25 protein-coding genes and 5 tRNA genes are annotated in these 24,270 nt (G+C 67.2%); 22 read left to right on the forward strand and 8 right to left on the reverse strand.

The annotated features are described in order from the left end of the window. Positions 1 to 3: 3 nt before the first annotated feature. The 8 genes from pgsA to AC06E7_RS14515 all read left to right on the forward strand — a co-directional run bounded on the left by pgsA (position 4) and on the right by AC06E7_RS14515 (position 3,304). Positions 4 to 627: a CDP-diacylglycerol--glycerol-3-phosphate 3-phosphatidyltransferase gene (gene pgsA, locus AC06E7_RS14480; RefSeq protein WP_068850761.1), complete on the forward strand. Its 624-nt coding sequence runs from the start codon at positions 4 to 6 to the stop codon at positions 625 to 627. A 46-nt stretch (positions 628 to 673) separates the two neighbouring features. Then, positions 674 to 749: transfer RNA gene (locus tag AC06E7_RS14485), tRNA-Gly, on the forward strand. A 135-nt stretch (positions 750 to 884) separates the two neighbouring features. After that, on the forward strand, positions 885 to 1,997 hold the full coding sequence (locus tag AC06E7_RS14490) for an NAD(P)/FAD-dependent oxidoreductase (RefSeq protein WP_478065148.1): 1,113 nt from the start codon (positions 885 to 887) through the stop codon (positions 1,995 to 1,997). Between the two features lie 93 nt (positions 1,998 to 2,090). Then, positions 2,091 to 2,166, forward strand: a tRNA-Gly gene (locus AC06E7_RS14495). 114 nt (positions 2,167 to 2,280) lie between these two features. Next, positions 2,281 to 2,356, forward strand: a tRNA-Gly gene (locus AC06E7_RS14500). Positions 2,357 to 2,403: 47 nt separating this feature from the next. Next, a tRNA-Cys gene (locus AC06E7_RS14505) sits at positions 2,404 to 2,477 on the forward strand. 107 nt (positions 2,478 to 2,584) lie between these two features. Then, entirely contained in the window at positions 2,585 to 2,806 is a 222-nt protein-coding gene (locus AC06E7_RS14510) for a hypothetical protein (protein ID WP_093534068.1), read from the forward strand. Between the two features lie 261 nt (positions 2,807 to 3,067). Beyond that, on the forward strand, positions 3,068 to 3,304 hold the full coding sequence (locus tag AC06E7_RS14515; RefSeq protein ID WP_068850770.1) for a hypothetical protein: 237 nt from the start codon (positions 3,068 to 3,070) through the stop codon (positions 3,302 to 3,304). A gap of 23 nt (positions 3,305 to 3,327) precedes the next feature. Here the strand turns inward: AC06E7_RS14515 and AC06E7_RS14520 are convergent, their stop codons facing one another. Continuing rightward, positions 3,328 to 4,368, reverse strand: a complete 1,041-nt coding sequence (locus AC06E7_RS14520; RefSeq protein WP_478065149.1) for a 4Fe-4S dicluster domain-containing protein — start codon at positions 4,366 to 4,368, stop codon at positions 3,328 to 3,330. Continuing rightward, on the reverse strand, positions 4,365 to 4,658 hold the full coding sequence (locus AC06E7_RS14525) for a hypothetical protein (protein ID WP_414715901.1): 294 nt from the start codon (positions 4,656 to 4,658) through the stop codon (positions 4,365 to 4,367). Before AC06E7_RS14525 ends, AC06E7_RS14520 begins: the two co-directional genes overlap by 4 nt. A 71-nt stretch (positions 4,659 to 4,729) precedes the next feature. On the opposite strand from AC06E7_RS14525, the gene AC06E7_RS14530 reads away from it, so the two are divergent. Together AC06E7_RS14530 and hemN are read left to right on the forward strand one after the other, a co-directional pair. Continuing rightward, on the forward strand, positions 4,730 to 5,167 hold the full coding sequence (locus AC06E7_RS14530) for a group III truncated hemoglobin (protein WP_184124137.1): 438 nt from the start codon (positions 4,730 to 4,732) through the stop codon (positions 5,165 to 5,167). Positions 5,168 to 5,211: 44 nt separating this feature from the next. Next, positions 5,212 to 6,621, forward strand: coding sequence for an oxygen-independent coproporphyrinogen III oxidase (gene hemN / locus AC06E7_RS14535; RefSeq protein WP_478065150.1), 1,410 nt, complete (start codon positions 5,212 to 5,214; stop codon positions 6,619 to 6,621). A 2-nt stretch (positions 6,622 to 6,623) separates the two neighbouring features. Here the strand turns inward: hemN and AC06E7_RS14540 are convergent. Continuing rightward, positions 6,624 to 6,710, reverse strand: a tRNA-Leu gene (locus AC06E7_RS14540). 75 nt (positions 6,711 to 6,785) lie between these two features. On the opposite strand from AC06E7_RS14540, the gene AC06E7_RS14545 reads away from it, so the two are divergent. From AC06E7_RS14545 to AC06E7_RS14565, 5 genes are all read left to right on the forward strand, one after another. Continuing rightward, complete coding sequence (locus tag AC06E7_RS14545) at positions 6,786 to 7,478, forward strand: glutathione S-transferase family protein (protein ID WP_478065151.1); 693 nt, start codon at positions 6,786 to 6,788, stop codon at positions 7,476 to 7,478. Between the two features lie 85 nt (positions 7,479 to 7,563). Next, positions 7,564 to 8,568 carry a TraB/GumN family protein gene (locus AC06E7_RS14550; RefSeq protein ID WP_093534076.1) on the forward strand — a complete coding sequence of 335 codons (1,005 nt, stop codon included), beginning with the start codon at positions 7,564 to 7,566 and terminating at the stop codon, positions 8,566 to 8,568. Positions 8,569 to 8,638: 70 nt separating this feature from the next. Next, the gene (locus tag AC06E7_RS14555) at positions 8,639 to 9,094 is read left to right on the forward strand and encodes a BLUF domain-containing protein (RefSeq protein WP_249834047.1); all 456 of its coding nucleotides are present in this window, start codon (positions 8,639 to 8,641) and stop codon (positions 9,092 to 9,094) included. A 286-nt stretch (positions 9,095 to 9,380) separates the two neighbouring features. Next, positions 9,381 to 10,664, forward strand: a complete 1,284-nt coding sequence (locus AC06E7_RS14560; RefSeq protein ID WP_068850786.1) for a nucleotide sugar dehydrogenase — start codon at positions 9,381 to 9,383, stop codon at positions 10,662 to 10,664. Positions 10,665 to 10,695: 31 nt separating this feature from the next. After that, complete coding sequence (locus AC06E7_RS14565) at positions 10,696 to 12,318, forward strand: FMN-binding glutamate synthase family protein (RefSeq protein WP_478065152.1); 1,623 nt, start codon at positions 10,696 to 10,698, stop codon at positions 12,316 to 12,318. A gap of 109 nt (positions 12,319 to 12,427) precedes the next feature. Here AC06E7_RS14565 and AC06E7_RS14570 read toward each other — a convergent pair whose 3' ends face one another. Next, entirely contained in the window at positions 12,428 to 13,672 is a 1,245-nt protein-coding gene (locus AC06E7_RS14570) for a TIGR03862 family flavoprotein (protein WP_478065153.1), read from the reverse strand. Positions 13,673 to 13,677: 5 nt separating this feature from the next. Beyond that, entirely contained in the window at positions 13,678 to 14,118 is a 441-nt protein-coding gene (locus AC06E7_RS14575; RefSeq protein WP_068850796.1) for an FKBP-type peptidyl-prolyl cis-trans isomerase, read from the reverse strand. Between the two features lie 63 nt (positions 14,119 to 14,181). Here AC06E7_RS14575 and AC06E7_RS14580 point away from each other — a divergent pair, with 63 nt between their 5' ends. The 4 genes from AC06E7_RS14580 (at position 14,182) to AC06E7_RS14595 (ending at position 17,077) form a co-directional block, all read left to right on the forward strand. Beyond that, positions 14,182 to 14,547, forward strand: coding sequence for a DUF6164 family protein (locus AC06E7_RS14580; protein WP_068850799.1), 366 nt, complete (start codon positions 14,182 to 14,184; stop codon positions 14,545 to 14,547). 45 nt (positions 14,548 to 14,592) lie between these two features. Beyond that, positions 14,593 to 15,339, forward strand: a complete 747-nt coding sequence (locus AC06E7_RS14585; protein ID WP_478065154.1) for a sulfurtransferase — start codon at positions 14,593 to 14,595, stop codon at positions 15,337 to 15,339. A 91-nt stretch (positions 15,340 to 15,430) separates the two neighbouring features. Next, positions 15,431 to 16,426 (forward strand): LLM class flavin-dependent oxidoreductase, encoded by a 996-nt coding sequence (locus AC06E7_RS14590; RefSeq protein WP_095364041.1) that lies wholly within the window; start codon positions 15,431 to 15,433, stop codon positions 16,424 to 16,426. A 150-nt stretch (positions 16,427 to 16,576) separates the two neighbouring features. Next, complete coding sequence (locus AC06E7_RS14595; protein WP_068850805.1) at positions 16,577 to 17,077, forward strand: pyridoxamine 5'-phosphate oxidase family protein; 501 nt, start codon at positions 16,577 to 16,579, stop codon at positions 17,075 to 17,077. Here the strand turns inward: AC06E7_RS14595 and AC06E7_RS14600 are convergent. Together AC06E7_RS14600 and AC06E7_RS14605 are read right to left on the reverse strand one after the other, a co-directional pair. Further along, the gene (locus AC06E7_RS14600) at positions 17,074 to 17,733 is read right to left on the reverse strand and encodes an exopolysaccharide biosynthesis protein (RefSeq protein ID WP_093534090.1); all 660 of its coding nucleotides are present in this window, start codon (positions 17,731 to 17,733) and stop codon (positions 17,074 to 17,076) included. The genes AC06E7_RS14595 and AC06E7_RS14600 overlap by 4 nt on opposite strands. After that, positions 17,717 to 19,060: a hemolysin family protein gene (locus tag AC06E7_RS14605; protein ID WP_093534092.1), complete on the reverse strand. Its 1,344-nt coding sequence runs from the start codon at positions 19,058 to 19,060 to the stop codon at positions 17,717 to 17,719. The genes AC06E7_RS14600 and AC06E7_RS14605 overlap by 17 nt, the downstream gene beginning before the upstream one ends. Before the next feature lie 281 nt (positions 19,061 to 19,341). Between AC06E7_RS14605 and AC06E7_RS14610 the strand changes: the two genes are divergently transcribed. Beyond that, a complete protein-coding gene (locus AC06E7_RS14610; protein WP_068850813.1) occupies positions 19,342 to 19,968 on the forward strand; it encodes a DUF47 domain-containing protein in 627 nt (208 codons plus the stop codon). A gap of 13 nt (positions 19,969 to 19,981) precedes the next feature. Beyond that, positions 19,982 to 21,103: an inorganic phosphate transporter gene (locus tag AC06E7_RS14615; protein ID WP_068850816.1), complete on the forward strand. Its 1,122-nt coding sequence runs from the start codon at positions 19,982 to 19,984 to the stop codon at positions 21,101 to 21,103. Between the two features lie 558 nt (positions 21,104 to 21,661). Here AC06E7_RS14615 and parE read toward each other — a convergent pair. Further along, a complete protein-coding gene (parE, locus tag AC06E7_RS14620) occupies positions 21,662 to 23,551 on the reverse strand; it encodes a DNA topoisomerase IV subunit B (RefSeq protein ID WP_068850819.1) in 1,890 nt (629 codons plus the stop codon). A 162-nt stretch (positions 23,552 to 23,713) separates the two neighbouring features. Between parE and AC06E7_RS14625 the strand changes: the two genes are divergently transcribed. Further along, a complete protein-coding gene (locus AC06E7_RS14625) occupies positions 23,714 to 23,956 on the forward strand; it encodes a hypothetical protein (RefSeq protein WP_068850822.1) in 243 nt (80 codons plus the stop codon). Positions 23,957 to 24,270: the final 314 nt, after the last annotated feature.

Consider the following 24,270-nt stretch of genomic DNA (forward strand, 5'->3'; position numbering starts at 1 on the left):
GCAATGAAGTTGACCCTCCCCACCTGGCTGACGTTGCTGCGGATCGTGATGATCCCGGTGCTGGTGCTGGTGTTCTACCTTCCCTACACCTGGACCAATTTCGCCTCGGCGGCGATCTTCGGCATCGCCGCGCTGACCGATTGGCTGGATGGCTGGATCGCCCGCCGCTACGACCTGGCCTCGGCGTTCGGCGCCTTCCTGGACCCGGTTGCTGACAAGCTGATGGTGGCCGTGGCGCTGTTCCTGATCGTGCAGGGCCACCCCACGCCGTGGATGGCATTCTGGGCCGCCGTCATCGTCGGCCGCGAAATCGCGGTGTCGGCACTGCGCGAATGGATGGCTGAAATCGGCCAGCGCGCGAAGGTGCGGGTGGCCCTGATCGGCAAGATCAAGACCACCGCGCAGATGGTCGCGCTGCTGTGCCTGTTGTATTCGGTGGCGCCGAACACGCCGGTGTCCGATATCTGGATGGGCGAACCGGTATTCCATGTCGGCGACTGGACCCTGGCGATCGCTGCGGTACTCACCCTGTTCTCCGGCCTGCAGTACCTGCATGCGGCGTGGCCGAGCCTGCGTGAGGACGAACGCGCCGCACGTGAAACCGCGCGCCTGAAAAAGAAGGGCTGAGGGCTGTTGACAGCACCGCGTTTGGCTGTAGAATTTCGCCTCCCAAGCGGGAATAGCTCAGTTGGTAGAGCGCAACCTTGCCAAGGTTGAGGTCGCGAGTTCGAGTCTCGTTTCCCGCTCCAGATTCAAGAAAAAAGCGACCCTCGGGTCGCTTTTTTCGTTGGTGGCCGCGCTTCATTCCCGCTTCACCGGCACTTCATGGCCGCCCCGCCTGCCGCCGCGATCCTGTGCGCCCGCATCCGCAGGAATGCATCGCAATGAACACCCCCAACGCCGCATACGACTGGGACCTGGTCGTGGTCGGCGCCAGTTTCGCCGGCGCCGCCTGCGCACTGGCCGCTGCCGAATTCGGCCTGCGCGTATTCGTGCTGGAACGCAAGGAAGATCCAGGCGCGCGCCTGCATACCACCGGCATCCTGGTCAAAGAGGTCGTTGAACAGACCTGGCTGCAGCGCATTCCGCCCGCACTGCTGCAACGCGTGGAACGCGTGCGCCTGTATGCGCCGAACCTGCGCAGCGTGCAGCTGGCCGCACCGGGCTACTACTTCATGACCACCGACACGCCGAACCTGATGCGCTGGCTGGCAGCCGAACTGCCTGCGCATGGTGTCGAGCTTCGCCTGCAGCAGTCTTTCACCGAGGCCGTGCGCGATGGCGAGGGCTGGCAGGTGGCCGGGGCAGGGCGCACGCGCTACCTGGTGGGCGCTGACGGCGCCCGTTCGCGCGTGGCCCAGCGCACCGGGCTGGGGCGGGTGCACGACACCCTGTTCGGGATCGAGCAGGAATTTGCCGGCCTGCAGCTGCCAGAAGGTGGCGCGCTGCACTGCTTCGCCAGCCGTCGCTTCGCGCCCGGCTACATCGGCTGGGCAGCACAGAACCCGACCGGTGTGCAGATCGGGCTTGCGCTGCGCCACGACCCCGCGCATGCGCGCCAGCCGGACCTGGCGGGTTTCCTGGCGCACATCCGCAGCGTGATCGGACTGCCCGAAGCGGCTCGCCCCAGCGCGACCCGCGCCGGGCTGGTCCCCTGCGGGCTCGCACGCGGGCCAATCGCGGCGCCGGGCGTGATCCTCACTGGCGATGCGGCCGGTATCGTCTCGCCGCTGTCGGCCGGTGGCATCCATTCGGCCTGGCGGCATGGCTGGACGGTTGGCGATGCGGTGGCCCGCCACCTGCGCGGCAGGGGGCCTGCGGCCGAAAGCGTCGCCGTCCGCGCCGCGCCCACGTTCCGGCGCAAACGGGTGTTGCGCTGGGCCATGGACCACCTGCAGGCGGATTGGCCGCTGGATCTTCTGCTGCAGTCCCGCCTGCTGCGGCGGGTGGCCGAACAGGTCTATTTTCATCGTCGCGGCATGCGCCTGTACGGCTGAATACCGCTGCATAAACCTGTTGACGACGTGAAGGAATCCCGACACAATAGCGCTCCTTCGACGCAGGTGCCGGTCGCAGGACGCAGCAACACTGCGGGAATAGCTCAGTTGGTAGAGCGCAACCTTGCCAAGGTTGAGGTCGCGAGTTCGAGTCTCGTTTCCCGCTCCAGATTTCGACAGGGCCCCCCAGGGGCCTTGTTTTTCTCCGCGGTGGCACGCGGCGATGAAGTGTAAAAAGGCTGGTGTGTTACCCGCGGTTCCGGTAACATATGCGCCTGATTTTGCGGGAATAGCTCAGTTGGTAGAGCGCAACCTTGCCAAGGTTGAGGTCGCGAGTTCGAGTCTCGTTTCCCGCTCCAAATCCTGACCAGGCCCCGTTCTCGGGGTCTTGTTTTATAAGGTCACCGGCCTGGTGGCAGAGTGGTCATGCAGCGGACTGCAAATCCGCGTACGCCGGTTCAATTCCGACCCAGGCCTCCAGTAGTTCGACAAACCCTGCTTCGGCGGGGTTTTTCGTTTCTGTCCTTCACCTCGCCCGGACGAGCGCGCACCTACTGTGCAGTTACGTTTCGTGCTGAGGATGTTCGATGGATATCGCCTTGTGGTTTGCAGCCGTCGGCGCGCCCGGTTCGTTCTGGGATTCGCCCAGCAACGTCAGCGGCGTGGTCGTGCTGGGGTTTGGGCTGGCGGCGATCGTGCTCTCGTTCGGCCTGGCCAAGGTGTTCAAGCGCTTCAACGGCGTGTCCTGGATGGTACTGGGCGCCGGCGTGGCCATCAGCGCCTATGGCATCTGGCGGATGGGGGGCTGACCACCCGCCGGGCCTTCTCGGGCTGACATCACGGTGTCAACAACCGCGCGGCATCCTGCCTGCGTGGGCAGGGGCGTGCCTGAACCATTCAGGGCCTGGTTGATCGCCTGTTCACCATTGGTTGACTTGGCGCGAAGGGCATGAAAGGGTGGAGTGAAACGTGGGTGAAGTCCTGCCGCCTCCCAGCGGCGGGGCGACAGGCGCAAGCCTGGCAGGGGGAATTGCTCGTCTTCGATGCAGGGCAGGTCCAAGGGAGGTCGTATGCGATACGGCGCGAATGACTTGGCTGACGGCGTCCGCACCGAGCTGGAGGCCAGCTACAGCAAGCATGGGTGTGGGCCGGAGTTCTGGACCACCTACCAGCAGGTGCTTGAACGCCTGGTGCCGCAGGGCCGCGGCCGCACCCAGGTGACCAACGAACTGGCCCTGATCATTGAACAGCTCGGCATTGTCCGGCGCGCGCAGATGGTGCCGCCGCCCGACAACCGCACGCGCTGAGGTCAACCGCCCGGGGATGGCGGTTACAGGTAATGCAGCCCGATACCGAGCAGCGCGGCCAGGCTGAGCAGTGCCGCCAGCGTGCGCGGACGAAGCCACCGTCGCGGCCTGCCCTGCATCTCGTTTTCGCTGGCCAGCTGGACCAACCCGCTCGGAAACCGCCACGCGCGCATCTGCGCATCGCAGGCATCCACGCACGCGCCACAGGCGATGCAGTCCGGCTGCGGCCCGGCGCGCACGTCCAGCTGCATGGGGCACACCTGGACGCAGGCACCGCAGTCCAGGCAATCGCCGAGCCGGTCATCGGCGAAGCGCGGCGGCGGGCCGGCCAAGGCCGGATGCGCCGCACGGAAGGCGTAGTCGCTGGCACTGGTCGGATCGAGCATGCCACGACCGCGTTGCTGCACCGAACCTTGTCCACGCTGGCGGGCGCCGCGCGGTTCGGCGCGTCGGGCGTCGTAGCAGACCTTCGGGGTGTCGGCATCGCACAGCATCGGGGCCACCCGCGCATACGGGCACAGGTCGATGCAGACCTGTTCGCGCAGAAAGCCGGCGTTGGCCCACGCGGCCGTGGCGTAGAACAGCACCCAGAACGTTTCCCAGCCGCTCCAGCGGGCCGGCCAGAAGCCGGCCACCAGCGGTTGGATCGGACTGAACAGGCCGACGAAGGTGATACCGGTCCATAGTGCGACCGCGGCCCACGCCAGGTGTTTGACCACGCGGGCCAGGGCCGGCGGCCGCAGTCGTCGCGTGGCGCTGCGTTCAATCCAGCGGAACAGGCCGCTCCACAACGTCTGCGGGCAGGCATGCCCGCACCAGACCCGCCCGGCCATCGTGGTCAGCAGCACCAGCGTGCAGGCCAGCACCGCGACCAGCCCGAACAGCACGCCGACATCCTGCGGCCACAGGGTCAGCCCGAACAGGTCGAAGCGACGCGCCGGCAGGTCGAACAGCAGCGCCTGCCGCCCGTTCCAGCGCAGCCAGGGCAGGGCGTAGAACAGCATGAGCAGCGCTGCCCATACCAGGGCGCGCCAGCGCAGGGCAGGGGGCGCAGCCGGCGTCATCCCAGCGGCAGCTCGTCGTCATCGCGCGGCCGCGGCCGCAGCAGGTAGCCGGTGACCGCGCTGGCGGCAGCGGTGACCGACCAGAACATGAAGAAGCCCAGCGTGTAGCCCAGTTCGCGACTCAGCGCCTGGTCCGGAAAGGTGATGTCGCGCAGGCGCAACGGATCCACGAAGGCGAAAAACACCGCGCAGGCCAGCCCGGCGGCGACAAAGCTCGGCCACAGCACCGCACCCCACTGCTGGATCAGCAAGCGGCGGCGGTTGCCAGGCGGGGCGTTCAGCGTGTCCATGGCCTGCACGGTAGGCCCTGCGACAGCACGCCACATTGATCCTGATCAAGGCGGCGTAGCATCATGACCGCATGTCCTCGTCCGTCGCCCCCGTGCTGCCTGCCGCCTCCCTGGCGCTGTGCAGCGAGCAGGAAGTCACCCGCCTGGTGCACGACTTCTACGCCCGCGTGCGCCAGGACGAGCAGCTGGGCCCGGTGTTCGAGGCGCGCATCCACGCGTGGGACGTGCATCTGGCCCAGCTGGTGGATTTCTGGTCGGCCATGCTGCGCGGCACCCGCCGCTTCAACGGCAACCCGATGTCCAAGCACATGGCCATGCCCGAGCTGGAGCGCGCGCTGTTCGACCGCTGGCTGCTGCTGTTCCGGCGCACCACCGCCGAACTGGGCAACCCGCCCATGCAGCAGCTGGCCGACGACGTGGCCACGCGCATCGCCGACACCTTCTGGCGGCGCATCCAGATGCAGCGCTGGCCCGAACTGCCGCTCGCCGGAAGACCGCGCCTGGATTGATCTGGCTCAATGCGGCGCCGCGCGCGGGCGCGCACGCTTGGGCCATGGATACCCTTTCGCCTGCCGCCGCCGGGCTTGCCTGGCACTTCGACCCGGACCTGCTGCGTCGTCACGACCGGCCCGGCCCGCGCTACACCTCCTATCCCACCGCGCCGCATTTCCACGACGGCTTCGATGAGCATGGGCTGCGTGCCGCGATCGCGGCCAGCAATGCCGAAGCGCTGCCGCTGTCGCTGTACGTGCATGTGCCGTACTGCAGCAGCCCTTGCTTCTACTGTGGCTGCAACCGGGTGATCACCCGCGACCATGGCAAGGGCGTGGCGTATGTCGCGCGCGTGCTCAGCGAAGCCGACCTGATCGCACCGCTGTTCGACGCCTCGCGCGAAGTGGTGCAGCTGCACCTCGGCGGTGGCACCCCGAACTTCCTCGCCGCGACCCAGATGCGCGAGCTGATCGAGGGCCTGGGTCAGCGCTTTTCGTTCAGCACCTCGGCCGATCGCGACTTCTCGATCGAGCTCGATCCGCGCTTCGTCACCCGCGAGGACATCGCCCGGTTGGGCGCGTTGGGCTTCAACCGGGCGAGCCTGGGCATCCAGGATTTCGACCCGGTGGTACAGCGCGCGATCAACCGCGAGCAGGGCGTGGAGGCCACGCTGGAGGTGTTGCGTGCGTGCCGCGAGCATGGCCTGCGCTCGGTCAACGTGGACCTGATCTATGGCCTGCCGCACCAGACCCTGGAGGGCTTCGCGCGCACCCTGGAAACGGTGCTGCGCGAACGCCCCGACCGGTTGGCGATCTACGGCTATGCGCACCTGCCGAACCTGTTCAAGGCGCAGCGGCAGATCCCCGATGCCGCGCTGCCCAGCCCGGAACAGAAGCTGGCGCTGCTCGGCCTGGCGGTGCGTCGGCTGTCGCTGGCCGGGTACCAGTACATCGGCATGGATCACTTCGCACTGCCGGAAGAGAACCTGTCCCGCGCCCAGCGCGCCGGCCAGCTGCACCGCAACTTCATGGGGTACACCACCCACGCGCAGACCGACCTGGTCGGGCTGGGCGCCAGCGCGATCAGCCGCATCGGCAACTGCTACAGCCAGAACCCGCGCGACCTGCCGGGCTGGGAAACGGCGGTGGATGCCGGGCGCCTGCCGGTGTGGCGGGGGCTGACCCTGGATGCGGACGATGCGCTGCGCGCCGCGCTGATCAACCAGCTGATGTGCCAGGGCGAGGTGGATGGCCGCGCGCTGGGGGCACGCCATGGTGTCGATTTCGACCAGTACTTCGCCGATGCGCTCACCGCATTGACGGCGCTGGAGGCCGACGGCCTGGCCGAGTTCCGCGACGGCGTGGTGCGCGCCACCGCGCGCGGGCGTCCATTGCTGCGCCTGCTGGCGATGTGCTTTGACCGTTACCTGGCCCAGCCCGAACAGCCGGTGCGCTATTCGCGGGCGATCTGAGGTGGTGCCCGGAGCCGGAATCGAACCGGCATGGGGTTGCCCCCGGCGGATTTTAAGTCCGATGCGTCTACCAGTTTCGCCATCCGGGCGGCGCTGCGGAGGGATTGTAGCGGAATCCTAGGGGGCGCTAGCATCAGGCTTTCCTGCTCCGGGCCATTCTGCATATGCTGAAACTGCACATCGGCAACAAGAACTACTCCTCGTGGTCGATGCGGCCGTGGGTGCTGATGACCCAGGCCGGCATTCCCTTCGACGAGGTCGTGCTGCGCTTTGACAGCTTCGACCCGGACTCGCAGTTCAAGCGCAGCGCCGAGGCGTTGTCGCCCTCGGGCACCGTGCCGGTGCTGGTCGATGGCGCACTGGTCGTCTGGGATTCACTGGCCATCGCCGAGTACCTGGCCGAACGGTTTCCGGAATCGGCGTTGTGGCCGCAGCAGACCAGCGAACGTGCGCTGGCCCGCAGCGCGACCGCCGCCATGCACAGCGGGTTCGGCGCGTTGCGCTCGCATTTCCCGATGAACATCGAGGCACTGCTTCCCGAGGTCGGGGCGCGGGTACTGCGCGAGCAGCCGGATGTGGTGGCCGACCTGCAGCGTCTGCAGGCGCTCTGGGAGCGGTTGCTGGCGCGTCACGAGGGCCCGCTGCTGTTCGATCGTTTCAGCATCGCCGATGCGTTCTTCGCGCCGGTGGTGATGCGCCTGCACACCTACGCCGTGCCGGTGTCGCCACGCGTTGCCGCCTACATGCAGCAGGTGCGGGCGCTGCCGGGCGTGCAGGCATGGATCGCGGCGGCGCTGGACGAGCACGATTTCCGCCCGTTTGAAGAGCCCTATCGGCAGGCACCGGACCCGGGCTGATCGGCACCGGTACTTGAGGCACGGTTTACGCCGCTGCGATGCGCGCCGTACGCTGCACGGCAGGCGCACAGGAAGGTGGACAGGCATGGCGAAGAGGGCAGCAGCAGGCGCGTTGCTGGTGTGGCTGGCCTGTGCGGGTGTGCCCGAAGGCAGGGCGCAGCAGGCACCGCCCGAGGTGGTCGACCTGGCGCCGGTGGTGGTCTCCGGCGTGCAGCCCGGGCCGGGCATGTGGCGGGTCACCAATGCGCAGGGCCACACGTTGTGGATCCTGGGCACGGTATCGCCGCTGCCGGCCAGGCTGGACTGGCGCGCCGACGAGGTCAAGGCGGTCATCGCCAGCGCCGATGCCGTGTTGGGGCCGCCGGGCTGGACGCTGGATGCCGATGTCGGCTTTTTCAGCCGGCTCACCCTGCTGCCCTCGGCCATGAAGGCGCAGCACGACCCGCAGGGCAGGCGACTGCAGGAGATTCTGCCGCCGGAGCTGTATGCGCGCTGGCAGCCGTTGAAGGCCCGTTACCTTGGGCGCGGCAATGGGGTGGAGAAGGACCGCCCGCTGGTGGCCGCCACGCGGCTGTACGTGGCTGCCCTCGACGAGGTCGGGCTCAGTCCCCGATCCGGCGTGGGCAAGCTGCTTGAAAAGGCGTACAAGGCCCGCGGCCTGACGCCCGTGGTGACCCGGGTGGAGGTCAAGGTGGACGATCCGCGCGCCGCACTGAAGGAAGTGCGCGCCAGCCCGCTGCAGGACGTGGCCTGCCTGCAGCGGACGCTGGACGTGGTTGAACACCAGATGCCGCTGCTGGTCGAGCGCGCCAACGCCTGGGCGGCAGGGGATATCGACGCGCTCCAGCAGTTGGCCTTGAAGAGCCAGTACGACGCCTGTGTCGGCGCAATTGCCGACAGCGAGCTGGGGCGCCGGCGTGGCATGACCAACCTGGATGCACGCGCGGCGGAGAAGTGGATGGGCGCGGCACGCACAGCGCTGGCCGGCAACGCGGTCACCTTTGCGACCGTGCCCGTGCACACCCTGGTGGAACCGGGTGGCTATCTCGAGCGGCTGCGCCAGGCCGGCTACCACGTCGAGTCGCCCTGAGCCGGAAAACCATCTTTTCACCCCCGCGATCTTCATGGCATAGTCATGTGGACTTCACCGGGGGGTGCATATGGCGTTGCAGGCGTTCGCCTATGTAAGCGAGGCAGTCGACGGCATCGACGGTCCGGGCATCGACCGCATCCTCGCCGAGGCCTCCAACTTCAACCGCGTGGCCGGTGTGACCAGCGTACTGATGTTCGATGGCCGGCGCTTCCTGCAGTACATCGAGGGCCCGGATGATGGCGTAGCCCCGGTCGAGCAGCGCGTGATCAACGCGCGCAGCCACCAGCAGATGCGCGAACTGGCACGCGGCGAGGTCGGCACGCGTCATTTCCCGCGCTGGACGATGGCCTCTGCCCGCATCGACCCGGACGTGATGAGCGCGATCATCGATGCCGACTGGACGGGGTTCGCCGCTTCCGCGCCCGTGGATGGCCAGCGCCGGGTCGGCTTCGCGCGTCTGCTCGAGGTATGGACCGGCGTCTCCGGCGAACTCGAACCCGCAGCCGTGACGCTGGGCTCGTGAGTGGCGTCGCTCGTAACACAAAGATCACAGTCCGCTTCGTACCATGTGTCTACCAGCTGTGACCGGTCCGGGGTATGCCCCGGGGTTGTCTGAAAGGGAAGTAACCGCAGCTGGACCACTTGTTGGCCGTCGTCCGTACTCTCCGCGGGCGGCGGCTTTGTTCTTTGTGGCGCAGCGCCTGCCGCGTTAGGCTTGTCGCAACTGTTTCCTGGTGGTGCCCCCGCATGATCGATCATTCCCCCGCGTACCTGCTGCCGCGCCTGCGTGCGCCTGCGGGGCTGGCCGGATGACGGCGGCCGACCGCGCCGCACAGGCACGCATCGGCGTGATCGGGCTGGGCTATGTCGGCCTGCCGTTGACGGTGGCGTTCGGCGCGCAGCTGCCCACGCTCGGCTACGACATCGACCATGCGCGCGTGGCCGAACTGCAGCAGGGCCGCGACCACACCCTGGAAATGTCGGCGGACGAACTCGCCGCTGCGGTGCAGGCGCGCTACAGCGTCGACCCGGCCGACCTTGCCGCGTGCACCGTTTACATCGTGACCGTGCCCACCCCGATCGACGCACACGAACAGCCGGATCTTGGCCCGCTGCGCGACGCGAGCATCCTGATCGGCAGCGTGCTCAAGCCCGGCGACCTGGTGATCTACGAATCCACCGTCTACCCCGGCACCACCGAAGAGGTCTGCGTGCCGCTGCTGGAAGCCGGCTCCGGGCTGCGCTTCAACCAGGACTTCCACTGCGGCTACAGCCCGGAACGGATCAACCCGGGCGACCGCCAGCGGCGCCTGCCCGACATCCGCAAGATCACCTCCGGGTCCACCCCGGAGATCGCCGCGCTTGTCGATGCGTTGTACGCGCGCATCATCACTGCGGGCACCTGGCCGGCACCGTCGATCCGCGTGGCCGAAGCGGCCAAGGTGATCGAGAACATCCAGCGCGACGTCAACATCGCGCTGGTCAACGAGCTGGCACTGATCTTCGACCGGCTCGGCATCGATACCCAGGATGTACTGGATGCCGCCGGCAGCAAATGGAACTTCCTGCCGTTCCGCCCCGGCCTGGTCGGTGGCCACTGCATCGGCGTGGATCCGTACTACCTTCTGCACAAATCCGAAAGCGTGGGCTACCACCCGGACCTGATCCACACCGCGCGGCAGGTCAACAACCGCGTCGGCGCGCACGTGGCGCAACGCGTGCTGGCGCTGCTGGCCAGCCGCGGCAAGGCACCGCAGGGCGCACGCGTGCTGGTGCTGGGAGTGACCTTCAAGGAGAACTGCCCGGACCTGCGCAACAGCCGCGCGCTGGAACTGGCCCAGGCCCTGCAGTCCAGCGGCGCGCAGGTGCAGGTGCAGGACCCGTGGGTCGGTCCGGCCACGCTGGAAGGCAGCGGTGTGCAGTGGGTGGAACAGCCTGACCCGCAGGGCTACGACGCGGTGGTGCTGGCGGTGGCGCATGACCGCTTCCGCGCGATGGACACCGCACGGATCCGCGCGCTGCTGGCGCCGGATGGGATCGTCTACGACGTGAAGTCGGTCTGGCCACGGGACGTGGTCGACGACCGGCTGTAGACTCGAACCCGGTTGTTGATCGAGGAAAGCCATGCATCGTTACCTGGTCTACGTGCTCGCCATCCTGTTGCTCCCGGTTTCGCTGTATCTGGCCGGGTACTGGGCCGCCTGGTACTGGGGCGTGGGCATCAGCGCGGCGATGGTCATCGTGGGCACCTGGGACCTGCTGCAGAAGCGCAGCACGCTGCGCCGCAACTACCCGGTGATGGCGCATTTCCGTTACGGCCTGGAATCGATCGGCCCGGAAATCCGCCAGTACTTCGTGCAGAGCGATCTCGAGGACGTGCCGTTCTCGCGCCAGCAACGCGCGCTGATCTACCAGCGCTCCAAGAACGAAATGGACGTGGTGCCGTTCGGCACGCTGCGCAGCACCTACGCGGTGGACTACGAATGGATCAACCATTCGCTGGCGCCGACCGAGGTGGCCGACCACGACTTCCGCGTGCTGATCGGGCCCAACTGCGCCAAGCCATATTCGGCCAGCGTGTTCAACATCTCGGCCATGAGCTTCGGCTCGCTGTCGGCCAATGCGATCCGTGCGCTCAACGAAGGCGCGCGCCGTGGCGGTTTCTACCATGACACCGGCGAAGGCTCGATTTCGCCCTACCACCGCGAGATGGGCGGCGACCTGGTCTGGGAAATCGGCTCCGGCTATTTCGGCTGCCGCGATGAGCACGGCGGTTTCAGCGAAGAGCGTTTCGTCGCCAACGCCAACACCGACCAGGTGAAGATGATCGAGATCAAGCTGTCGCAGGGCGCCAAGCCCGGCCACGGCGGGGTGTTGCCGGCCGCCAAGGTCAGCGCCGAGATCTCCGCCACCCGCGGCGTACCGATGGGCGTGGACTGCGTGTCGCCGTCGAAGCACTCGGCGTTCAACACGCCGGTGGAACTGCTGCAGTTCGTGGTGCGCCTGCGCGCGCTGTCCGGTGGCAAGCCGGTCGGTTTCAAGCTGGCCATCGGCCACCCGTGGGAATGGTTCGGCATCGCCAAGGCAATGCAGGAAACCGGGCTGCTGCCGGATTTCATCGTGGTCGACGGTGCCGAAGGCGGCACCGGCGCGGCGCCGGCCGAGTTCATCGACCATGTCGGCGTGCCGATGCATGAAGCGCTGTTGCTGGTCCACAACACGCTGGTCGGGCTGGACCTGCGCGACCGTATCCGGGTCGGGGCGGCGGGCAAGGTCAGCAGTGCCTTCGAGATCGCGCGCACCATCGCGCTGGGCGCGGACTGGTGCAATGCCGGGCGGGGGTTCATGTTCGCGCTGGGCTGCATCCAGTCGCTGAGCTGCCACAGCGACCGCTGCCCGACCGGCATCGCCACCCAGAACCCGAACCGCTGGCGGCACCTGGACCCGGCCGACAAGGCCACCCGCGTGCACAACTACCACGAGAACACCCTGCGTGCGCTGCGCGACCTGCTATGCGCGGCCGGCCTGCAACATCCGGCCGAACTGGGCCCGGAACACATCGTGCGCCGCGTGTCGCCGGTGGAGATCCGCTCGCTGGCCTCGCTGTACCGCTACCTCACCCCGGGCGAACTGCTGCGCCGGGTGCCCGACCACGCGGTATTCCACGACTTCTGGGCGGATGCACGCAGCGACTCGTTCCAGCCACCAGCGCGCATCCAGGCGCTACGCAACAGCAAATCGCGCTGACGCGCGATGTGCTGTCGCGCCGCCCGACCAACCGCCGGGCGCTACCGGCGTGTGCCGACCGCTGCCTGTACGCTACCGGTAGGTACCGACCGTTGGTCGGTACGCGGCATCATCGCGCGAGGTACTCCACCACACCACGCCCGGCCCGCAATCCGCTGGCGAAACACGCGGTCAACAGATACCCGCCGGTAGGCGCTTCCCAATCCAGCATCTCCCCGGCGCAGAACGTGCCGGGCAGGTCGCGCAGCATCAATGTGTCATCCAGCGCTTCCAGCCGCACGCCGCCGGCGGTGCTGATCACCTCGTCGATCGGTCGCGGCCGCAGCGGCGACAGCGTCAGCCGCTTCAGCGCGGCGGCGATGGTTTCGGCCGGCAGCTGGCCGGCGTCCTTGCCCAGCACTTCAAACAGCAACGCCGATTTCACTCCACTTAGACCCAGCTGGCGGCGCAGGTGTTCGCCGAAGCTGCGGCCCTGGCGTGGCTTGTGCAGCTTGTCCAGCAGCTGCGCTTCGGTCTGCCCGGGCAACAGGTCCAGCTGCAGCTGCACCTGGCCATCGCGCGCCAGGCGGTCGCGCAGGTCCGCGGCAAGCGCGTAGATGAGGCTGCCTTCAATGCCATTGGCCGTGATCACGCACTCACCCTGCTGCGCGTGTTCCTGGCCGTCCAGCCCGAGCCAGTGCGCGACCACCGGCTTCAACGGGGCGCCGGCCTGGCGGTCGCGGAAGTAGGGCGTCCAGTCGATGTCGAAACCGCAGTTGGCCGGTTTCAGTGGTGCGATGTCGATGCCGCGTGCGGCCAGCGGCGCCACCCACGCACCATCCGAGCCCAGCTCGGGCCAGCTGCCACCGCCCATCGCCAGCACCACCGCATCGGCCTGCACCGTGGCAGCCCCGTCCGGCGTCTCGAAGCGCAGCGCACCGTCGTTCTGCCAGCCGGTCCAGCGGTGCTGCACATGGAAGCGCACGCCCTGTTCCTTGAGCCGCCGCACCCAGCCACGCAGCAGCGGGGCGGCCTTGCGGTCGACCGGGAACACCCGCCCGGAGGTGCCAACATAGGTTTCCACGCCAAAGCCTGCCGCCCATTCGCGCAGTGCGGGGCCGTCGAAATCGGCCAGCCACGTGCCGACCTCGGTCGCACGCTCACGGTAGCGGGACACGAACACGTCCTGCGGATCGGAATGGGTGAGGTTCAAGCCGCCCTTGCCGGCGATCAGGAACTTGCGCCCGGGCGAGCCCTTGGCCTCGTACAGGTCCACGGCGTGGCCGGCGGCGCGCACGGTCTCGGCCGCCATCAGCCCGGCCGGGCCGCCGCCGATGATCGCCACGCGTCGCGCAGGGTGGACAGGAGTGCTCATGCGGTTCAGCGCGGCTTGACGTCGAGCAGCTCGACATCGAACACAAGCGAGGCGTTCGGCGGGATCGGGCCGGCGCCGGAGGCGCCATAGCCGTAGTCAGCCGGAATCATCAGGGTGCGCTTGCCGCCGACCTTCATGCCGGCAAAGCCTTCGTCCCAGCCTCTGATCACCCGGCCCTGGCCCAGCCCGAAGCTGAACGGCTCGCCGCGATCGACCGAGCTGTCGAACTTTTCGCCGTGCTTGTCGGCGGCTTTCTCGTCGTACACCCAGCCGGTGTAATGGACCACGATGGTGCTGCCCGGGGTGGCCTCGGCACCGGTGCCGGGCTGGGTGTCGATCTTCTCGAAGGCGGCGATGCTGCCACCCGGCGGCGGGCCGGGCGGGGTGCAGGCGGCCAGCAGCGACAGCAGCGCGGGAACGAGCAGGAACTTCGGCAGAGCACGCATGGGCGGCACCGGATGGAAAATGGGACGCAAGGGTAGCGCATCGCCGGGCGCTATCATGGGCGCATGTCGAAACTGCTGCTCAACCTGCGCAATGTCGCGGACGATGAAATCCAGGATGTGATCACCCTGCTGGACCGGGCGGGCATCGCCCATTACCGCACCGAACCCAGCCCGTGGGGAATCTCCTTTGGCGGGATCTGGATCCGCGACGACGCCGACCAGCCCCGGGCCAAGGCCCTGATGGCCGAGTACCAGCAGGCGCGCGGCGAGCGGGTCCGCGCCGAGCGCCAGGCCGCGCTGGCCGACGGCAGCGCCGAAACCTTCGGCACGCTGCTGCGGCGCCGCCCGCTGTTCGTGGTGGCGGTGCTGGCCGGCATGCTGGTGGCCGCCGCGCTGGTACTGCTGCCGTTCGTGCTGCTGCGCGGCTGAATGCCCGGTTGGGCGGGTGGGGCGGGGCCCGGGTAAAATGGGCGGATGATCGCCAATACCGCCGCCTATCACTTCACCCCGATCGCCGTCCCGGACGCGCTGTGTTCCACGCTGCTGGCGCGCGCCGAGGCGGCCGCACTGCGTGGCACCGTGCTGGTGGCGGGCGAGGGCATCAACCTGTTCCTGGCCGGCCCTGAAGCCGGCATCGACGGCTTCTACGCCGCGCTGCGCGCCGATCCGCGCTTCGAGGGGCTGCGGGTGAAGACCAGCTACAGCCGGATGCAGCCGTTCGCCCGGCTCAAGGCCAAGGTCAAGCCGGAGATCATCAGCTTCCGCATCGACGACGGCCAGCCGCTGGCCTATCCACGCGCCCCCTCGGTGGACCCGGCCACGGTGCAGCGCTGGCTGCGCCAGGGCCATGACGATGACGGCAAGCCGGTGGTCATGCTCGATACCCGCAATACCCAGGAAATCGAGTACGGCACCTTCCAGGATGCGCTGGTGCTGCCGATAACAAAGTTCACCGACCTGCCCGAGGCACTGGCCCCGCACCGCGACGCGTTGCGTGACAGCACCGTGGTCAGCTTCTGCACCGGTGGCATCCGCTGCGAGAAGGCCGCGCTGTGGATGCGCAACGATGGCATGGACAACGTGCTGCAGCTGGACGGCGGCATCCTCGGCTACTTCGAGGCCGTGGGTGGCGAAGGCTACGACGGCCGCTGTTTCGTGTTCGATGAACGCGTGGCCCTCGACGCGGAATTGAAGCCGCTGGTTGACCAGGCCGCGGATTGATATGGCGCGGGAATCAGCATTCCGCCAGCGGCCATGGTGTCCTTCGACCGGCGCCCCCATCAACAGGGGATAACCTTTGATGGAACGCCCCATGCAACTGTCGATTCTTGATCTGGCCCCGGTCTGCGAGGGCAGCGATACCACCCAGGCCTTTGCCAACATGCTCGACCTGGCCCAGCACGCAGAAGGCTGGGGCTTCCACCGCTACTGGCTGGCCGAGCACCACAACATGCCAGGCATCGCCAGCGCCGCCACTGCGGTGCTGATCGGCCACGTGGCCGGCGGCACCCAGCGCATCCGCGTCGGGGCTGGCGGGATCATGCTGCCGAACCACTCCCCGCTGCAGGTGGCCGAACAGTTCGGCACGCTCGCCTCGCTGTACCCGGACCGCATCGATCTCGGCCTGGGCCGCGCGCCGGGCACCGACCAGCCCACCGCACGCGCCCTGCGACGCTACTTCGACAGCGCCGACCAGTTCCCGCAGGACGTGCGCGAGCTGCTTCACTATTTCGAGCCGGCGCAGCCCGGGCAGGCCGTGCGCGCGGTCCCCGGCGCGGGCATCCCGGTGCCGGTGTGGCTGCTGGGCTCCAGCCTGTTCAGTGCACGCTTGGCGGCGGCAATGGGCCTGCCGTTCGCCTTCGCTTCGCATTTCGCCCCGGATGCGATGGACGAAGCGCTGGCGGTGTATCGCCGCGAGTTCCGCGCCTCGCAGTACCTTACCGCGCCGTACGCGGTGCTGGGCCTGAACGTGGTGGCGGCCGAATCCGAAGCCGAGGCCAAGCGCCTGTTCACCACCCAGCAGCAGAGCTTCGTCAACCTGCGTCGCGGCCTGCCGGGCCTGATTCCACCGCCGATCGACGACATCGAAGCCTTCTGGCAGCCGCACGAGAAGATCGGCGTGCAGAACGCGCTGGCCTGCGCGGTGGTCGGCGACCAGCGCCAGGTCAGCGAAGGCATGGCCGCGTTCGCCGCACGCCACAAGCCCGACGAACTGCTGCTGACCGCCAACATCTACGACCATGGCGCGCGCAAGCGCTCGTTCGGGTTGGCGATGCAGGCGCGCCGCGACCTTGCTGACCGGTTCTGACGTTGAACGCGTCGCCACGCGCCCGGTAAATGATGTACCGGCTGTGCGGCTCTCGACGTCATGCCACGCGAAGGCGACGTGACCATCCGGTTCACGTCGCCATTCCCACCCTTCCGGTGTGATGGAGCTCCTTATTCCAGGAGTCACCGCATGGCCGACCAAGATCGCCAGCAGCACATCGAACAGCTGGCCGAACTGATCCGCGACGTGGACATCGCCATGTTCACCACCACCGGCGTGGACGGGCGCCTGTACAGCCGCCCGCTGGGCACCCAGGAAGTCGAATTCGACGGCGACCTGTGGTTCGCCACCGCCGCCGACAGCCCCAAGGTGGCCGAGATCGCGCTCAACCCGCGCGTCAACGTGGCCTATGCCTCACAGTCGAAGAACACCTACGTGTCGGTGGCGGGCATCGCGCGCATCGTCGACGACCGCGCCAAGGTGGAGGAACTGTGGTCGCCGCCGATGAAGCTGTTCTTCCCCGGCGGCAAGGATGATCCGAACCTGCGCCTGATCCACGTGCGTGCCGAATCGGCCGAGTACTGGGACGGCCCCGGCACGCTGCTGGGCAAGGCGCTGAGCTTCGTGCTCTCCGCCGTCAGCGATGACCCCAGCACCTTGTCCGACAACGGCGTCGTGGACCTGCGTTAGAACCAGCGCTGGAACAGCTCGGTCAGGTAGTGCACCAACTGGCCGGAGCTGAAGCTGAAGAACAGCACCGCGGCAATCGCGCCGATCCAGTTGACCAGCATCAGGGTGCCGTCGCGTTCCAGCAGCGCCAGCGAGAACAGCAGCAGCTGGAACCCGAACAGGTAGTTGGTGAACGGGATCGGCAGCGACAGCAGCACGCCGGTCAGCACCAGCAGCAGGCCGGTGAACGCATGCGCCGGCAAGGGCACGAGAAGGGCCGGACGACGCGGCTTGAGCATGCGATCCAGACGGCGCAGCGCGCCGTCGATCTTCCCCAGGAATTTATGCATCGTGCCGCGTCGCGGCCCGCGGTTGGCGATGAACCCCGGCAGCCACGGGCGCCGCATGCCGCACAGCATCTGCACGCCGATCAGGACTACCAGCGGACCGCTCACGGCGCCGCCCAGCCCGGGAACCGGAATGAACGACGGCAGGATCGCAATGAACAGGAACACGCCGAACGCGCTCTGCTGCAGGCCCTGCAGGATCTGCCCCAGGCGCAGGCGTTCATCGGGATCGCCGTGGTCGAACATCGCCAGCAGCGTACGGATGCCTTCGTTCTGGTATTCCGGCCGGCCCTGGTCCGGCGCCGGGGGCGGATCAGCCGGTGAGTTCATCAGTCTCCTCTTCGGCCAGCGTGCGCAGCAGCAGCTTGTCCACGCGCGCGCCGTCCAGGTCGACGATCTCGATGCGCCAGCCGGCCCAGTCGAAGTACTCCCCGGCATGCGGAATGCGGCCGAAGTAGTGGATGCACATGCCGGCCAGCGTGTAGTAGTCGCCGTCATCGGCATCGGGCAGTTCAGCGTTGCCCATCAGTTCGCGCAGGTCTTCGATCGACAATGACCCGTCCACCAGCAGCGAGCCGTCCTCGCGGGTCACCACCAGCGCGTCCTCGTCGACGTTCTCCACCGACTGCATGCGGCCGACCACCGCGCCCATCAGGTCGCTGATGGTCACCAGCCCCTGGATCTCGCCGTACTCATCCACCACCAGCGCCACCGACTGCTGCTCCTCGCGGAAGATCTCCAGCAGCTTCATCGCATGGGTGGATTCGGAGACATACAACGGCTCGCGCAGTTGCTGGAACAGCGAGTGCTCATCGCGCACCAGGCGGGTGACCAGGCTCTTGACCTCGAGCACGCCGACGATGTCCTGGTCGTTGCCGCGGAACACCGGGTAGCGCGAGAACTCGTGCTCGCGCATGGTGGCCAGGTTCTTCTCCGCGTCGGCCTGGGTATCGAGCCAGGCGATCCGGTTGCGCGGGGTCATCAGGCTGTCGGCAGTGCGGTCGCCCAGGCGCATCACCCGGTTCATCATGTCGCGCTCATGCGCGTCGATGACGCCGGCCTCGTGGCTCTCAGCCACCAGCATGCGGATCTCCTCTTCGGTCACGCTGGCCGCTTCGTCCTTGCCCAGTCCCAGCAGGCGCAGAACCAGCCGTGTGGTGTGAGAAAGCAGCCACACGAACGGGAAGGCAATCCGGGCCAGGCCGCTCATGGGTAGCGCGACCAGTCCGGCGATGTCCTCCGAACGGGTGATGGCGAGACGTTTGGGTACCAGTTCGCCGAAGATCAGCGTCAGGAACGTGATCAGGGCCACGGCGAGGGTCTTGCCGATCACCGCCGACCAGGGCTGTGGTTCATTGAACAGCGGGAAATTGGCCGACAGCGCCGGGAACAGGCTCTGCAGGTTCAGGGCGATGGCGCTGCCGATGGCATCGCCGCCGTAAACACCCGTCAGGATGCCGATCAGGGTGATGCCGATCTGGACGGTGGACAGGAAGCTTTCCGGCTTTTCCGACAGTTCCAGCGCGCGCTGTGCCCGCTTGCTGGTGGCGGCCATCTGCTTGAGCCGGCTCTTGCGCGAGGTCATGACCGACATTTCGGACATGGCGAAGAAGCCGTTGAGCAGAATCAGGGCCAGTACGATGATGAGTTCAAACACGGGCGTCTTCCCCGGTTGGTGGCAGGGAGGGCGTGTTCAAGCGCGGGCGGCTACCGGGCCAGGTCAGGCCTGGCGGGCGCGGCGGGGGATAAGGGTCGTCGTCCATAGAGTGCACCCGAAGGTGCCCGCGCATCTTAACAAAAGCCGGGGGGAGGGGTGCAAACAGGGTCGTTCAGGTGGCCCGGTGGCAGTGTGAAGACGACGGGAGTACCCGGATTGGACATCAAACCGTCATAATTCCGCCCGGTGCCGTCCTTCCTCGACGGCGAATAGGTTTCTCAATGTTCTCTCTGCAGACCATTTTCGGCTCCGGCAAACAGTTCTATACCCTGCTGGACGAGGCTGCCCAGGCGGCCTACGACAGCGCCAAGGCGCTGCATTCGATGCTGCGCGACGCCGACCGGCAGCCTGCGCTCGACGCGTTCAAGCTGGCCCGCCTGCGCGAACGCGCCGCCTCGGACAAGATCAGCCAGGCGCTGGTGGACAGCTTCATGACCCCGATCGAGCGCGAAGACATCGAAGCGCTGGGCTCGGCGCTGTACAAGATTCCCAAGCAGGTCGAGAAGTTCGCCGACCGCTACTCGCTGGCCACCAAGCATCTGGAACACATCGATTTCGCGCCGCGCGCGGCGATGCTCGAACAGGCCGCCAGCGTGGTGGTGGAGATGGTCCACGACCTGCGCAACATGAACCTGGACCGGATGACCGCGCTCAACGAGAAGCTGCGTGCACTGGAGAACGAAGCCGACCGCCTGATGCTCGAGCTGTACCGCGACATCTATTCCGGTCGCCTGGACAACCTGCAGATGTTCCTGCTCAAGGAATTCTTCGAGATCCTGGAAAAGGCCATCGACCGTTGCCGCGAGGCCGGTGTGGTGGCCTACCAGATCGTGCTGAAGAACAGCTGACGGACGCCACAGCATGCTGACCCTCGTTCTGGTGGTGATCCTGGCCGCGCTCGTCTTCGAGTTCATCAACGGCTTCCACGACACCGCCAACTCCATCGCCACCGTGGTGGCGACCAAGGTGCTCTCGCCCGGCTGGGCGGTGATGCTCGCCGCCTTCATGAACCTCATCGGCGCCCTGACCGGCACCGCCGTGGCGCTGACCATCGCCTCGGGCCTGCTCAACACCGGCGTGGTTGACGTCACCCCGCAGGTGATCCTGTGCGCGCTGCTGGGCGGCATCATCTGGAACCTGATCACCTGGTGGAAGGGCCTGCCGTCGTCGTCCTCGCACGCGCTGATCGGTGGCCTGTGCGGCGCCGGCCTCGCCGCCGCCCACAACAACTGGGACGCGCTGATCTGGTCCGAACGCATCGGCACCTGGGCGCAGAACAAGGGCCTGCTGTGGAAGGTGTTCCTGCCGATGATCACCTCGCCGATCGCCGGCTTCCTGCTCGGCATCGTGGTGATGCTGCTGCTGTGGGCGATCATCGCGGGCATGGCCAAGGCCGGTGGCTGGCTGGGCCGCCTGGCCCGCCCGCGCATCGTCAACGCGTTCTTCGGCAAGGCGCAGATCGTCTCGGCGGCCTACATGGGCTTCGCCCACGGCCACAACGACGCGCAGAAGACCATGGGCATCATCGCCATGACCCTGATCGGCGCCGAGGCGACCGGCGCACTGAACGACCTGCCGTCCTGGCTGGCCTTCATGCACCCGGACGCGCACGCCGGTGACGGCATCGCGATGTGGATCGTGCTGACCTGCGCGGTGGTGATGGCCGCCGGTACCGCCTCGGGTGGCTGGAAGATCATCAAGACGCTGGGCCACAAGATGGTCAAGCTGCACCCGATCCACGGCTTCGCAGCCGAGACCAGCTCGGCCACGATCCTGACCCTGGCCGCGCACTTCGGCATGCCGGTTTCGACCACCCACAGCATCTCCACCGCCATCATGGGCGTGGGTTACGCCAAGAACCCGCGTTCGCTGCGCTTTGGCGTGATCGAACGCATCGTCTGGGCCTGGATCCTCACCATCCCGGCCGCCGGCGGCTGCGCCTACCTGATCCTGAAGCTGTTCGAGCTGTTCGGCTGGACCTGATCGGGGTTGGTTTGGAAACGCGAAAAACCCGGCTTCGGCCGGGTTTTTTGTGTCTGCTGGTTGGTCGCGAAAAGCAGCGTTTTCATTTTTCCGGCTGGGGCGGCCGACGGGCAGCCCCCGACAGATGGTCGCGTGCGGATGGGCACGGCAGACACGCATGGCGTGTCCCTACGCGGCAGGTACGTCGGTAGCGTCGGTTCCCAAACGACGGCACGGAACGCCACCGCGGCCGCTAACGCATGAAAATGATCGGCACCGCCGTTGATCTCCCATGGCCACCAAGAAACCGTCGAGGGTCGGCGGGGGCGGGTTTGCGGGACTGTCAAAAACATGGATGTTTTTGCCAAGCCCCCATGGATGGGTTTACGGCGTGTCCCGCAAACCCGCACCCGCCGGCCCAGCTCAGGCCAAGCGACGGCCATCGGCTGTTCGCCCAGAAGCATGAAGCTGCCGGGCAGGGCCCGGCACTACAGGAGTGTCTGCAACGCCGACGTTTGCAGGCCACGCAGGCGGGCACCCAAAAAAAAATCCCGCCGAAGCGGGATTTTTCATCAGCAATCAGACCTCAAGCGAAGCCAGGTCGCCCTTGTTCTCCAGCCACTGCTTGCGGTCGCCCGCGCGCTTCTTGGCCAGCAGCATGTCCATCAGCGCGCTGGTCTGCTCGCCATCGTCCACCGTCAGCTGCACCAGGCGGCGGGTGTCGGGGTGGATGGTCGACTCGCGCAACTGGTGCGGGTTCATCTCGCCAAGGCCCTTGAAGCGGGTCACGTTGACCTGGCCCTTGATCTTCTCGCGCTCGATCTTGTCCAGCAGCGAACGCTTTTCTTCCTCGTCCAGCGCGTAGAACACCTGCTTGCCCACGTCCACGCGGAACAGCGGCGGCATCGCCACGAACACGTGGCCCGCATCCACCAGCGACGGGAAGTGCTTCAGGAACAGCGCCGTCAGCAACGTCGCAATATGCAGGCCGTCCGAGTCCGCGTCGGCCAGGATCACCACCTTGCCGTAACGCAGCCCGCTGATGTCCTGCTTGCCCGGATCGCAGCCGATCGCAATGGCCAGGTTGTGCACTTCTTCCGACGCCAGCACGCTGCCCGACGACACTTCCCAGGTGTTCAGGATCTTGCCGCGCAGCGGCATGATCGCCTGGAAGTCCTTGTCACGCGCCTGCTTGGCACTGCCGCCGGCCGAATCACCTTCCACCAGGAACAGCTCCGTGCGCGACAGGTCCTGGCTGATGCAGTCCGCCAGCTTGCCCGGCAGGGCAGGGCCCTGGGTGACCTTCTTGCGCACCACCAGCTTTTCGGTCTTCAGGCGCGCACTGGCACGCTCGATCGCCAGCTGCGCGATCTGCTCGCCCAGCGCCACATTCTGGTTCAGCAGCAGGCTGAAGGCGTCATGTGCCGCCCCTTCGACGAAGCCGGCGGCCTGGCGCGACGACAGCCGCTCCTTGGTCTGCCCGCTGAACTGCGGGTCGGTCATCTTCAGCGACAGCACGAACGAGACCCGGTCCCACACGTCTTCCGGGGCCAGCTTCACCCCGCGCGGCAGCAGGTTGCGGAAATCGCAGAACTCGCGCAGCGCCTCGGTCAGGCCCGTGCGCAGCCCGTTGGCGTGGGTGCCGTGCTGCGCGGTTGGAATCAGGTTGACATAGCTTTCCTGGACCAGCTCGCCTTCCGGCAGCCACGCCACCGCCCAGTCCACCACCTCGGTATCTTTCTTCAGCTGGCCCACGAACAGCTCGGCCGGCAGCATTTCGCGCTCGCCCAGCTCAGCCTTCAGGTAATCGCTCAGGCCATCTTCGTAGTACCAGGTGTCCTGCTCGTCGGTGGCCTCGTCGCGCAGCTTCACTGTCAGGCCCGGGCACAGTACCGCCTTGGCGCGCAACAGGTGGCGCAGCGCCCGCAGGTTGTACTTGGGCGTGTCGAAGTACTTCGGGTCGGCCCAGAAGCGCACCCGCGTACCGGTGTTCTTCTTGCCCACGCTGCCGACCACTTCCAGCGGCGTGGCGCGGTCGCCATTGCGGAAGGTGATGCGGTGCTCGCTGCCATCGCGCCGGATATGCACTTCCACCAGCGTCGACAGCGCATTGACCACGCTCACGCCCACGCCGTGCAGGCCGCCGGAGAAGGTGTAGTTCTTGTTGTTGAACTTACCGCCCGCATGCAGCCGGGTCAGGATCAGCTCCACGCCGGGCACCTTCTCCTCCGGGTGGATGTCCACCGGCATGCCGCGGCCGTCATCGGTGACCTCGCAGCTGCCGTCCTTGTACAGGGTGACCTCGACCGTCCGGGCGTGCCCGGCCAGCGCTTCGTCCACGGCGTTGTCGATCACTTCCTGCGCCAGGTGGTTCGGGCGCGCGGTGTCGGTATACATGCCCGGGCGGCGCTTGACCGGGTCCAGGCCGGACAGGACTTCAATATCGGCGGCGTTATAGCGGGTGTTCATCTGTCTTCATAAAGCGCATAGCGACGGCGAAGTTTGCGGTCTGGCCGGTTTTTTTGCACGCCGCACGTTCAGGGGCCGGCCGAAGAGCGCGCGATAGACTGTAGGGGATGGGAAAACCGGAACCCCGGCACCCCATCCCCAGCCATACGCGAGGAGACCCCCATGAAGAAGTTGCTGACCATCGTTGCCATTGCCGCCGCCGTCGTGGCCGTGCCGCTGGCAATGGCGCAGAACGCCGGACAGGGCCAGTCCACCGCGCAGCAGGGCGAGCAGGCCGAGGCCAAGGCGCAGTCCGAAGCCGACGCCAAGGCCAAGCGCCGCGCGGCCGCCAACGCCGAAATGAAGGCCAAGGGCCAGCAGGCGCCCCAGCAGGAAGAGGAAGAAGAGGCCAAGAAGAAGCGCTGAACCAGCGTTTCGGCTTCCCCGACGCCCCGGCTTGCCGGGGCGTCTTCGTTCGTGCCCCTTGGGCTGGGCGCCCTCAATCTGTAAACTATGGCTTTCCGGGAGCAGTGCGTGTCATCCATCAGCGAATGGACTGGTCTGGTCGTGCGCGGCCGCCAGCAGGGTAGGCAGGAGGTGACGGTCCCAACGGCGACCGGCACGGCCGACCCGACCTCGCCGACCGGCCGCCACGTCATCGCTCCCCTGATCCCGGCCCCGGCGCGTGAACATCCCGCCGCCGCCGCCCGGATTCTCCCCGATTCCCCCTTCACGTCGTC

Source organism: Stenotrophomonas sp. Steno-Z4, from assembly GCF_056393145.1.